Genomic DNA, 12,754 nt, shown 5'->3' with positions numbered 1-12,754 from the left:
GCATTTCTCCCTTTTTTATAATAAAGAGGAAAGATAGGAAGGAGGACATAAAGATGTCAATTTTAGAGGTGAAAAATGTAAAAAAGATATATACAACACGATTTGGAGGGAATCAGGTGAAGGCACTTTCGGATGTGAGTTTTTCTGTTGAACCGCGAGAATATGTTGCGATTATGGGAGAATCAGGTTCGGGGAAAACAACATTGCTGAATATTTTAGCTGCATTAGATAAAGCGACAAGTGGAAAAGTATTATTAAAAGGAAGGGATTTATCCACAATTAAAGAAAAAGAGATGGCGGCATTCAGAAGACAGAATTTAGGGTTCGTTTTTCAGGATTTTAATCTGCTTGATACATTTTCTTTAAAAGATAATATTTTTCTTCCACTCGTGTTGGCAGGAAAGAAATATGAGGAAATGGAGAGGAAACTTGTACCGATTGCAAAAAAACTAGGGATTGAAAACCTTTTAAATAAATATCCGTATGAAGTTTCAGGAGGACAGAAACAAAGAGCGGCGGTTGCCAGAGCATTGATTACAAAGCCGCAATTGATTCTTGCCGATGAACCGACTGGAGCGTTAGATTCTAAGGCATCAGATGAGTTGCTAAAACTTTTTTCAGAGATTAATCAGGACGGACAGACTATTTTAATGGTAACGCACAGTGTGAAGGCTGCCAGCAATGCAAGCCGTGTGTTGTTTATTAAGGATGGGGAAGTTTTTTATCAACTGTATCGTGGGAATTTATCCAATGAAGAAATGTATCAGAAAATTTCGGATACATTAACGGCTATTACTACAGGGGGTGAAAAAATTGAGTAGCTCTATTTATAGGAAACTTGCGGTGACGAATATTAAAAATAATAGAAGGACATATGTGCCATATATGATTACTTGTATAATTACCGTAATGATGTTTTATATTATTTATGGACTGACACTGAATAAAGGAATTGTAGGTGTTCCGGGGGAAGACACATTTCGTGAACTGCTTAGCATGGGTGTGACGATAGTCGGCATTTTTTCGGTGATTTTTCTGTTTTACACAAATAGTTTTCTGATGAAACAGAGAAAAAAAGAAATAGGAATTTATAATGTACTGGGACTTGGGAAAAGGCATATTGCTAAAATGCTTACGGTAGAAATGCTGATTATTGCATTTGTTAGTCTTGTGGGTGGTATTTTAGGAGGTATGTGTTTTGGAAAATTAGTGTTTTTGATTATGCTGAAAATTTTACATTTTGATACACATATGGAGTTTGCTGTTGAACCGAGTGCCATTACGGTTACGATTATTTTGTTTTCAGCCATTTTCCTTGCCGGTTTGGTGTTTAATCTTTTTCAGATAAGACTTTCAAATCCGATAGAACTGTTACATGGAAGTAATCAAGGGGAAAGAGAACCAAAAACGAAAATATTTATGACAATTATCGGTGTTATTTCATTAGGAATAGGATATTACATTGCATTGACTACAGAAAGTGTAATGAATGCATTGGGCTTTTTCTTTGTTGCCGTCATTCTTGTTATTATTGGAACATATGCCTTATTTACGGCGGGAAGCATTACGCTTTTGAAAACATTGCGAAAAAATAAAAATTACTATTATAAAACAAAACATTTTACATCTGTGTCGGGAATGATGTACCGTATGAAGCAAAATGCAGTGGGACTTGGAAATATATGTATTTTAAGTACAATGGTATTAATTATGTTATCGACTACATTGGCATTGTATACAGGACTGGAAGATATTTTAAACACAAGATTTCCTAAACAGTGTATTATGATGGGAGATGTGATTGAAGGAGAGGATAAGGAGCAGGTTATTCATACAATCGATAGCGAAGTAAATAGAGTGCTGGAAAAATATAATCTGAAAGCAAAAGATGAGGCATCTTATTATTATACGGAAACGGATGCGTCTAAAGGAAAAAATACACTTGTGACTAATATAGATAATATAGGACCTACAACTTTGGATGTTTCTTCTTACTGTGGAGTTCGCTTTATGACATTGGAAGAGTTCAATCAGGTTGAGAAGAGAAATGAAATGCTTGGAGAGAATGAAATTCTTTATTATGGAGCAAAGGGAGAAAATGTTTCGGGCGATGAACTGTCGATTAACGGAAAAAAGTTCCATGTGAAAAAAATGGAGATGAAAAATCTGGATAAAGAATTGCAGATGATGATAGATATGTATTATATTGTACTTCCGGACCAGAAAGCAATCGATACTCTTCTTGGAGATGATAAAACACAGGAAAATACGACAGAATGTTATTACAAAAGTTTGGATTTTGAAGGAAGTGAAGAAAATATTATGAAAGCATCAGAGGAATTGAAAAAATCTTTTCCGATGAATGCAAGTAATATTGCAGGGGAATTTAAAGAAACGGAAAGAGAAGCATTTTTTTCATTATATGGAGTGTTCCTTTTCCTAGGCATTTTCTTTGGCGGATTGTTCCTTATGGCAACAGTACTGATTATCTACTATAAACAAATTTCAGAGGGGTATAGTGATAAAGAACGATTTGCGATTATGCAGAAAGTAGGTATGAGTAAACAGGAAGTGAAACATTCTATCAGAAGTCAGGTGATGAGTGTGTTCTACCTTCCTCTTGCCTGTGCGGTTGTTCATGTGATAGTAGCGTTTAAAATTATTACGAAATTACTTTCAGCATTTGCATTGGAAAATGTGAAACTGATTGCGGGAACAACAGCAGTTACAGTGATTGTGTTTGCTATTTTTTATACAATTGTATTTATGATTACAACAAAAGAATATTATCGCATTGTAAAATAGCGAAAGAAAAGTACATGAAACAAAGTGTTTTGTGTACTTTTTCTTGTAAAAAAATAGTGAGAGTGCTATTATATTTTTTAGGCAATTTTTGAGAAAGAGAAGGAGAAAGAAAATGAATATGTTTGTTGCGGTTATCTGCTTAGTAATTGGATTTATCTTATTGGTAAAAGGAGCAGACTTTTTTGTTGACGGAGCGTCATCTATTGCAAAACAGTTACATATACCGGCTGTAGTTATCGGGCTTACAATTGTTGCTTTCGGAACAAGTGCTCCTGAACTTGCAGTAAGTGTATCGGCTGCGATGAAAGGAAGTAATGACATTGCTATCGGAAATGTTGTTGGTTCTAACCTTTTTAATTTATTGATTGTAGTTGGAGTAAGTGCTTTTATTTATCCTCTTCATGTACAGAAAAGCATGATTAAGAAAGATTATCCGATTTCTATTATTGCAGCGGTATTGTTAGGAGTGCTTGCTATGGACACATTATTTGGCAAGACGAGTATGGAACTTAGCAGAGTGGACGGAGTTGTTTTACTTATCGGTTTTGCGATTTTTATGTATCTTGCCATACGAGAAGGTTTAAAAGGAAGAGCGGAACATAAAGAGAATGGAGAAGAAATCGAGATAAAATATAGTCTTGGAAAAAGTATTATCGTGTGTATCATCGGTTTGGCAGGAATTATTATCGGAGGGAATATGGTTGTAGACGGGGCAAAAGAGATTGCCAGAGCATTCGGCTTAAGCGAAGCGTTTATCGGGCTTACAATTGTTGCTTTCGGAACCTCTCTTCCGGAACTTGTTACATCCATTGTGGCAGCGAGAAAAGGAGAGAGCGACATTTCACTTGGTAATGTTGTAGGTTCTAATATTTTTAATATCTTCTTTATTTTAGGGGTTTCAGGAACAATTCTTCCTATGGCAGTTGCGAATACATATTTATACGATATTGCTATTTTAATTGTGGTTTCCATTGTATTTTTTATTCCGATCCGCAAAAAGCAGAGAGTGTCTAAAGTTATGGGTGGCACAATGGTTGCAACTTATGCGGCATATATGGCATACTTGTTTATCAGATAAGAAAAACCAGTCACTTCAAATTGATATGAAGTGGCTGGTTTTGTATTATCTTAGTATTTCTTCCAAACAGTCGAGAAGTTTGTCATTGTCTTCAGGATTCATAATACAAAAACGAATAAATTCACCGCTCAGTCCGTTAAATGTAGAACAGTCCCGAATCATCAATCCTTTTTGCATGGCGAAGGCAAAGACATCATATGAGGTTAGATTATTTTTGCAGATTTTTATTAAAATAAAGTTTGCAGCGGGTTCATATACCCGTATAAAAGGTAAGGAGTAAAGTTTTTTGCATATGCGTTTTCTTTCTGATGAGATGAGAGAATGCGTTTTTTGAATATAGTTTTTATCAGAAAGAAGAAGTTCTCCGGCGTAAGCGCCTATGCTATTCAAACTCCATGGGTTTTTGATACTGTCTAATTCTGCGAGAAGATTAGCATTTCCGGTAACGCCATAGCCAAAACGTAATCCCGGTGCGGCAAAAAATTTAGAAACGCCACGAAGGACGATTAAGTTATCAAAGCAATCTGTCAATGGCATGGCAGTAATTTCTGCTATATTTTCTACAAATTCTACATATGTTTCGTCAATCATGATAAAAATATTTCTTTCTTTGCAGAAAGATAAAATGTGCTTTAATTCATCTGTCTGTATGGCAGTTGAAGTAGGGTTATTCGGATTACATAAAATAAGTAAATCAATATTGTTTTCTAACGCTTTATATAAGGAAGAAAGAGAAAGAGTAAAATTATCTTCTTGTAGGAGTGGGAAATACTCTACACTACCTCCGGATAAGACGATTTCCCGTTCGTATTCAGAATAACTTGGGATGGGGAGCAAAGCCTTCTTTGGTTTTAACAACTGAATGAAAAGAGAAATTAACTCTGTACAGCCGTTTCCGACAACAATATTTTGTGGGGAAACATGGCAGTATGAGGAAATCTGTTTTTTTAGGGAAGTATAATTTCTGTCAGGATAAGATGAGATGATATCAAGATGTTCTGCCAGTGTTTTTTTGACGGAGAAAGATAAACCGAGGGGATTTACATTTGCTCCGAAACAGATAATTTCTTCTTGAGGAAACTGAAAATATTCAGCAACCGCCTCTAAATCACTACCGTGAAATTGTGGTATTTTACTCATATGAAGACCGCCTTTCCGATTAATATAAAAACTTGCCATAAATGAAATATTAATGCTATAATAATACAATATGATGAAACGCAATGCAAGAAACAAATGAGTAGCAGGTGGATAGCATGAAAAATAAAATTAAAAGAATTTCAAAGGGAGATTTTGAAGTAATACAACCGGACGTACAATTCTCGGAAACCCATATAATGATGCAAATCAGCGAGGGGGAAATTTACGAGGGAAGTTTTACGTTGCACAATAGAAAAGAGGGGGATATTCGTGGACTGATTTATCCGTCTTCTTTTCGTGTACAATTGAAGGAACAGGGATTTCAGGGAAATCCGGTAGAAGTTCACTATACATTTGACGGAAAGGGAATGACACCCGGGGATATAGAAAATGGGAAATTTACGGTAGTATGCGACGGTGGAGAGTACGATATTGATTACACGGCCGTAGTGGAGAAACCTTTTGTCATAACAGAATACGGGAAGATACAGACACTTAAAGATTTCAAAAGACTTGCCAAGGCAGATTTTGTTGAAGCGTGGAAATTATTCCGTTCAAAGAAGTTTTCTGAACTGTTGAAGTATGAAGATGAAAGAATTACGGCTCTTTATGGCAATATGAGAAAATGGTCTTTGGATGAACAGGCTTTAGAAGAATTTTTGGTTGGTATTAAGCAGAAGGAAAGAATTTATTTACTTTTTCAGGATGAAAAGGCAGAACTTTCTTATTATACAGAAACAACAAAGGAAATGGTAAGTGTCACAAAGAATACATGGGGATGCTTGCCGATTAAGATTTATGTGGTCGGTGAATTTTTGCGTGTTGAGAAAGAGCAGATTACAACAGAAGATTTTATTGGAAATGATTATTATTTAGAGTATGTAGTTGATGTAAAGAAACTGCACGCCGGTTATAATTATGGAAAAATTGTTGTGGAAACGCCTTACGAAAAGATAGAATATCCGGTAACCGTTCATCAACAATCAGCCCACAAAGAAAAACATGGGGAAGAAAAATTGATGTTTGGCTGTCTGTTAAAAAGTTATATGGCTTGCGTTTCGGGCAGGTTAGAATTGAAACAGTGGACAAAGCAGGCTGTGGATCTTGTGAAACAGTTGCAGGAAATAGCACCGGACAATGAGTTTTACGAATTACTTATGGCTCATGTTTATTTAAGGGGCGGTTGTAAAGAAGAAGGAAAATGGTTTTTAGAAAATTATAATTATAACCGGTTTGCCGTTGGGAAAAAAACGGAATTAGGCTCTTATTATATGTTTTTGACAGGACTTCTGGCAAAAGATGAAAGTCATATCAAGAAAGTAACAGAAGAACTAAATAAAGCGTACGGAAAGCATCCTGAGTCATGGCAGTTGTTATGTATGTTGTTGAATATAGATGTGAAGTATCGCAATTATAGTGAAAAAATCCGTGTATTGCAGCAATGTTTTTCACAGGGAGCGAATCAGATTCTTTTATATATTGAAGCATATCTTTGTTTTCAGGAAAGAAGCAGTCTGCTAAAAAAACTTGGACATTTTGAATTACAGGTATTGGATTTTGCTACGAAATACCGCATGATTACAAAGGAATTGGCACTCTATACGGCAAATCTTGCCAGTCAGGAAAAGGTTTATCAGGAAAGGTTGTATCAGATATTGGCACGTTCTTACCAGTTATATCCGGAAGAAATGATTTTAAATGCTATCTGTACATTGCTTATCAAAGGAGATAAGAAAGAAAAATCTTATTTTGTATGGTATGAGAGAGCGGTGGAAGCGGGACTTAGAATTGCAAAACTGTATGAATATTATATTATGTCTGCCGACAAAGAAAGAATGAAAAAAGCATTTCCAAGAACAGTATGGCTTTACTTTGTACACGGAAGTTCATTGGATTACAAAAATACGGCATTTTTATATGCGAATGTGCTGACACATGAGGATGAAGATAGCAGACTGTTTGCAAGTTATTGTGAGCAGATGGAAGCGTTTGCATGGAAACAACTGGAAAAAAGAAGAATTAATGAAGATCTCAGACTTCTTTATAAACGTTTCTGTAATGAACCGGATTTGGATATGGAGAGAATGAAAGCCATTTACGATATTTCTCATATATATGTTGTAAAAACAAATGCACCGCATATGAAGTATGTTGTTGTCATTGAGAAAAATGGAACAATCAGTCAACGTGTTGCGTATAGAGAAGAGGGAGCGAAAATTCTTTTATACCATAAGACTTCCCGAATTGTTTGGGAGGCAGATGACGGAAGACATTATACGGATTCAATTCCATATGAACTGACAAGACTTTGTTTTGAGTCGCAGTTTGTGGAAATGTATAAGGATAAAGAAAAACTGCTTGAAATGGGAGAAGAGGAGAGCAGAGCGGAACTGACTTTTGAAAATGTAAAGAGATACGGTATCGACTATTTCGGAGATGGCAAAGTATTTCGTTTTTGCAGTAAATATATTCGGGAAGAGGAAAATGAGGATGATTATCTTACATATCTTTGTTTCTCGCTTTTGGAAAGAGGTCAATATGATAAAGTGACTCTTAATTATTTGTCGGAATATTATTGTGGTGCAACAAAAAATATGAAAAAGGTGTGGAGCATTGCAAAAGATTATGAGATTAAGACTGATGCACTTGCCGAGCGTATTATTACGCAGATGTTGTATTCGGAAACAATGTTTAATGAAGAACAGATTTTCATGGATTATTATAGAGGAAGTGCATATTTTCGTTTGAAACAGGCGTATTTATCGTACGTTTCACGGGAGTATGTCGTAAAATCAAGAGAAATAAAAGAAGAGATTATAAAAGTAATTTTAAATGAATATGAGAAAGGAACAGAACTTCCGGAAGTATGCAAAATTACGGTACTGAAATTCTATGCGGGTCATCCATATACAAGTGAAATGGAAGATAGTTTAAAACTGTTTCTGCAGGAACTTTGCGAACGACAACTTGTTTTTCCATTCTATTTGAAATATAAGGAAGATTGGCTTCGGGAAGTTTTACTTCACGATAAAATATTAATTCAGTATAAGGCAAAAGAAGACGGGAAAGTAAAATTGACATATAAAGCAGGAAGAGATGTTATTGTAGAGCCGCTTCAACCTGTTTATGCAAATATTTATGTGAAAGAATTTGTTCTTCTTGAGGGAGAAAGTCTTTCATACACATTTAGAGAACAGAAAGAAGAAAATGTTATTTGTGAGGAAAGCGGAGTATGCAGACAACAAAGAAAAGTTGAGACGGTTGGAAAATACGGTCGCCTGAATGCTATGAATAAAATGGATGGGGAAGAATTGGAAAAAGCGCTTTTCCAATATCGATTAGAAGAAAAGATGGCGGAAGAATTATTTGAAATATACTAGAAGAAAGAGGGAAGAAAAATGCAAAGGGGCTATGTGGTCGGTGTAGAATTAAATCAACATACCTGTCAGATAAGTTATTGTGAAGAGGGACAGCAGGAACCGAAAACGGCAGAACGCATTCCGCTTGTTATTGGCAAAAAAGGACAGGAATGGATATATGGAGAAAAAGCAGGGGAAGAAGGCATTTATGATCTTCTCTCCCTTGCGGCAAAGCATGAGTTGATACAGGTGGGAGAAAACACATATGAGGGTATTTGGCTGTTATCTTTATATATTCAACTTGTTTTAAAGCAGTTTCAAAATATAGAAGCGATTGCGTTTACTCTTCCGGATATAGATGTGGACCTTGTACATCTTTTAAAAAGTGTGGGGCAGAAATTGGGCGTACCGAAAGAAAAAATATATGTGCAGGATAGCAGAGAAAGTTTTTGTTATTATATGTTTTACCAACCGAAAGAACTTTGGCAGTATGAGTCGGCGCTTTTTTATTGTGATGGGGATGGAGTACGTTCATATATGTTGAAAAAATTGCACACGGAGTTTGGAAAGACGCGTGATACTTTTGTTTCCGTAGATGAGGTGGCAAATGTAGAATGGGAAGAACTTTCCATAGTATATCCGTCGGAGGATGAAGAAGGACAAAAAAGGGCGGACGAGCATTTTAATCATTTTATCAAAAGTGTATTTAGCCGCAGATTGATTTCCTCCGTATTTTTAATCGGAGAAGGATTTGAAAGGAATTGGTATCCAAATTCTTTGCGAACATTGTGCAATGGAAGAAGAGCATTTCAGGGAGATAATCTGTACAGCAAGGGAGCGTGTTATACAGCGCAATATAAATCGGATGAGGGAAGAGGCGGACTTGTTTATCTAGACGATACTAAAATGACGGAACAGATTTGTCTTAAACTTAGAATAAATGGCAGGGATACATGGTATCCGATTGTACAGTGGGGGACAAAATGGTACGAAAATGATAAACAGTTTGAAATACTTTTGGAAGATACAAATGATATAGAAATTCATGTTGAATCGCTGACGGAGCGTTCTGCAAGGATAGTAAAAGTACCATTTGAAAATCTTCCGGACAGAGAAAAATATACACTTCGTTTACAGGTAAACGTTATTTTTCAGGATGAATATACTTGCATAATTACATGGAAAGATATTGGGTTTGGAAACTTTTTCGAGTCATCAGGATTTCAGACGCAGACAGTGATAGAGTTAGGAGGACGAGATGGGCAGTTTAATTCTTTGTCATAGCAAAAAAGCAAGACAACCGTATGAGATTACAAGGGTACATAAAAAAATATATACGTTGGAAGAACTTTGCTATTATATCTGTAATTTTCCTTATTTAGTGGATTATACTTTAGTCAATAAAAAACTGTGCGATTGGATTGAGGAAGAACTGGAAAAGGAGAAACTTGCAAAACAACTTAATGATTGTCTGAAATCACATGGTTCAGTTGAGCAGTTTGTCTTATACATATTAAAAGACAGCGGCATATATATGGCAAACGAACTCAGCCATATTGAAGGAATATTAACGCAATTAAAAAATCAAAAGGATGTAGAAAAGCAGAAATATAAGGCGGACAGTCTTTTGAAGAACGGGGAAACGGAGGCGGCAATTCGGGGCTATCTTTCTATTTTGCATGGAGAGCAGGATGAGTCAGTAGAACCGAAATTCTATGGGAAAGTGTATGGATGTCTTGGAACGGCATACGGCAGATTGTTTTTATATAGGGAAGCGGGGGATAGATTTTTGTCAGCGTTTCAAATTTGCGAGGAAAAATCTATGCTATATGCATATCTATATTGCTGCCGCCGTTATATGACTGCTGAGGAGCACGAAGAACTTTTGGCTGATAATGAAATGTATCAGGAGGCGGACTGTTATCTCGCAGAGAAGGAAGAAGAGTGGAAAACGCAGATTTCCATAGAAAATCCGAAGGCAGTATTTCGTGCATATAAGCAGGTATATAAGTTGAACTAATGAATTGGATTTATAATAAATAATGATAGTATAAGCATATAAGGCAGGTGGAAAGGTTGCATTTCTATCTGCCTTGTATTATACTCTTCGTGTAAACAAGTTAAAAATCAAGAAAAGGATTGGTGTAAACGTATGAAGAAATTAGAGCAGTTATATGAAGGAAAAGCGAAGAAAGTATTTATGACAGATGATCCGGATGTTGTTATTGTAGATTACAAAGATGATGCAACTGCTTTTAACGGAGAGAAAAAAGGAACTATCGTAGGAAAAGGTGTTGTAAACAACCGTATGACAAACCATGTATTTAAGTTAATGGAAAAAGAAGGTGTTCCTACTCACTTAGTTGAAGAATTAAGCGACCGTGAAACAGCAGTTAAGAAAGTAGACATTGTTCCGCTTGAAGTTATCGTTCGTAATGTGGCAGCAGGAAGTTTTTCCAAGAGAATGGGTGTGGAAGAAGGAAAAGAACTTCTTTGTCCAATCCTTGAATTTAGTTATAAAAATGATGATTTAGGAGATCCGTTCATCAATGATGATTATGCTTTGGCACTCGGACTTGCAACACAGGAAGAGATTGACACAATTAAAGCATATACAAGAAAAGTAAATGAAGTATTAAAAGCATACTTCCTTCAGGCAGATATGAAATTAATCGACTTCAAGATTGAATTTGGACGTTTAAAAGACGGAACAATTATTCTTGCAGACGAAGTATCACCTGATACTTGCAGATTATGGGATGTACACACAAACGAAAAATTAGATAAAGACCGTTTCCGTCGTGATATGGGAAATGTAGAAGAAGCATACAACGAAGTGTTCAAACGTTTAGGAATCTAATTCAAAGGAGATTATAATGAGTACAGACAGATACCAAAGCCCGTTATCAGAACGTTATGCGAGTAGAGAGATGCAGTACATCTTTTCTCCTGATATGAAATTCAGAACATGGAGAAAGTTATGGATTGCTCTTGCAGAAACAGAACGTGAACTTGGATTAAATATTACAGAAGAACAGATTGAAGAATTAAAGGCAAATGCAGACAATATTAATTATGAAGTGGCAAAAGAAAGAGAAAAACTTGTCCGTCATGATGTAATGTCGCATGTATATGCTTACGGTCAGCAGTGTCCTAAGGCAAAGGGAATTATTCATCTCGGCGCAACTTCATGCTATGTAGGAGATAATACAGATATTATTATCATGGCAGAAGCATTGAAACTGGTAAAGAAGAAATTAGTGAATGTTATTGCAGAACTTGCAAAATTTGCAGAGGAATACAAAGCGCTTCCTACACTTGCCTTTACACATTTTCAACCTGCACAGCCTACTACAGTAGGAAAAAGAGCGACACTTTGGTTGCAGGAGTTTATGCATGATTTAGAAGATTTAGATTATGTATTAAATAGTCTTAAACTTCTAGGTTCAAAAGGAACTACGGGAACACAGGCAAGTTTCCTTGAGTTATTTGACGGAAATCAGGAAATTATTGATAAAATCGACCCTATGATTGCAAAGAAAATGGGATTTGAACATTGTTATGCAGTATCAGGTCAGACATATTCGAGAAAAGTGGATACGAGAGTAGTGAATGTTCTTGCAGGAATTGCAGCAAGCGCTCACAAGTTTTCTAACGACATCCGTCTTCTTCAGCATTTAAAAGAAGTGGAAGAACCTTTTGAAAAGACACAGATTGGTTCATCTGCAATGGCATATAAAAGAAATCCAATGAGAAGTGAACGTATTGCTTCTTTGGCACGTTATGTTATGGTAGATGCTATGAATCCGGCAATTACATCAGCAACACAGTGGTTTGAGAGAACATTGGATGACTCTGCAAATAAACGTTTAAGTGTGCCGGAAGGATTTTTGGCAATCGACGGTATTTTAGACCTTTGCTTAAATGTTGTAGACGGTCTAGTTGTATATCCGAAAGTAATTGAAAAACGTCTTATGTCAGAACTTCCGTTTATGGCGACAGAAAACATTATGATGGATGCCGTAAAAGCAGGCGGTGACAGACAAGAACTTCATGAAAGAATTCGTGAACTTTCAATGGAAGCAGGAAGAAATGTAAAAGAAAAAGGATTAGACAATAATCTTTTGGAATTAATCGCATCAGATTCCGCTTTTAATCTTACTTTGGAAGATTTACAGAAAACAATGGATCCTTCAAAATATGTAGGTCGTTCAAAAGAGCAGGTAGATGCTTTCTTGAAAAATGTAGTAAATCCGATGTTAGAAGAAAATAAAAATATACTTGGCATGAAGGCTGAGATTAATGTATAATAGGAAAGTAAAAATAGAATGTGCATAGCACATTCTATTTTTAAATTATGGACTTTAGTCTG

The 12,754-nt window shown here is 35.9% G+C and carries 9 protein-coding genes; 8 read left to right on the top strand and 1 reads right to left on the bottom strand.

Translation table 11 applies throughout. The annotated features are described in order from the left end of the window. Nucleotides 1-53: 53 nt before the first annotated feature. The 3 genes from ACYPXO_RS06355 to ACYPXO_RS06345 all read left to right on the top strand — a co-directional run bounded on the left by ACYPXO_RS06355 (nucleotide 54) and on the right by ACYPXO_RS06345 (nucleotide 3,883). Complete coding sequence (locus ACYPXO_RS06355) at nucleotides 54-821, top strand: ABC transporter ATP-binding protein (RefSeq protein WP_459639778.1); 768 nt, start codon at nucleotides 54-56, stop codon at nucleotides 819-821. Continuing rightward, complete coding sequence (locus ACYPXO_RS06350) at nucleotides 814-2,805, top strand: FtsX-like permease family protein (protein ID WP_459639777.1); 1,992 nt, start codon at nucleotides 814-816, stop codon at nucleotides 2,803-2,805. The genes ACYPXO_RS06355 and ACYPXO_RS06350 overlap by 8 nt, the downstream gene beginning before the upstream one ends. Before the next feature lie 112 nt (nucleotides 2,806-2,917). Next, the gene (locus ACYPXO_RS06345) at nucleotides 2,918-3,883 is read left to right on the top strand and encodes a calcium/sodium antiporter (RefSeq protein ID WP_459639776.1); all 966 of its coding nucleotides are present in this window, start codon (nucleotides 2,918-2,920) and stop codon (nucleotides 3,881-3,883) included. 45 nt (nucleotides 3,884-3,928) lie between these two features. On the opposite strand, the gene ACYPXO_RS06340 is transcribed toward ACYPXO_RS06345, so the two are convergent. Continuing rightward, nucleotides 3,929-5,023, bottom strand: a complete 1,095-nt coding sequence (locus ACYPXO_RS06340) for a pyridoxal phosphate-dependent aminotransferase (RefSeq protein WP_459639775.1) — start codon at nucleotides 5,021-5,023, stop codon at nucleotides 3,929-3,931. 116 nt (nucleotides 5,024-5,139) lie between these two features. On the opposite strand from ACYPXO_RS06340, the gene ACYPXO_RS06335 reads away from it, so the two are divergent. From ACYPXO_RS06335 to purB, 5 genes are all read left to right on the top strand, one after another. Further along, nucleotides 5,140-8,403 carry a DUF5717 family protein gene (locus tag ACYPXO_RS06335; protein WP_459639774.1) on the top strand — a complete coding sequence of 1,088 codons (3,264 nt, stop codon included), beginning with the start codon at nucleotides 5,140-5,142 and terminating at the stop codon, nucleotides 8,401-8,403. Nucleotides 8,404-8,421: 18 nt separating this feature from the next. Beyond that, nucleotides 8,422-9,666 (top strand): DUF5716 family protein, encoded by a 1,245-nt coding sequence (locus ACYPXO_RS06330; RefSeq protein WP_459639773.1) that lies wholly within the window; start codon nucleotides 8,422-8,424, stop codon nucleotides 9,664-9,666. Next, nucleotides 9,641-10,402 carry a hypothetical protein gene (locus tag ACYPXO_RS06325; protein ID WP_459639772.1) on the top strand — a complete coding sequence of 254 codons (762 nt, stop codon included), beginning with the start codon at nucleotides 9,641-9,643 and terminating at the stop codon, nucleotides 10,400-10,402. Before ACYPXO_RS06330 ends, ACYPXO_RS06325 begins: the two co-directional genes overlap by 26 nt. 132 nt (nucleotides 10,403-10,534) lie before the next feature. Continuing rightward, nucleotides 10,535-11,242: a phosphoribosylaminoimidazolesuccinocarboxamide synthase gene (gene purC / locus ACYPXO_RS06320; protein ID WP_459639771.1), complete on the top strand. Its 708-nt coding sequence runs from the start codon at nucleotides 10,535-10,537 to the stop codon at nucleotides 11,240-11,242. Nucleotides 11,243-11,258: 16 nt separating this feature from the next. Continuing rightward, a complete protein-coding gene (gene purB, locus ACYPXO_RS06315; protein WP_459639770.1) occupies nucleotides 11,259-12,692 on the top strand; it encodes an adenylosuccinate lyase in 1,434 nt (477 codons plus the stop codon). The last annotated feature ends 62 nt before the right edge of the window (nucleotides 12,693-12,754 follow it).

It is taken from the genome of Faecalimonas canis (assembly GCF_054601575.1).
The sequence above is the reverse complement of the archived record's forward strand: the minus strand, read 5'-3'. Positions and strand labels throughout refer to the sequence as shown.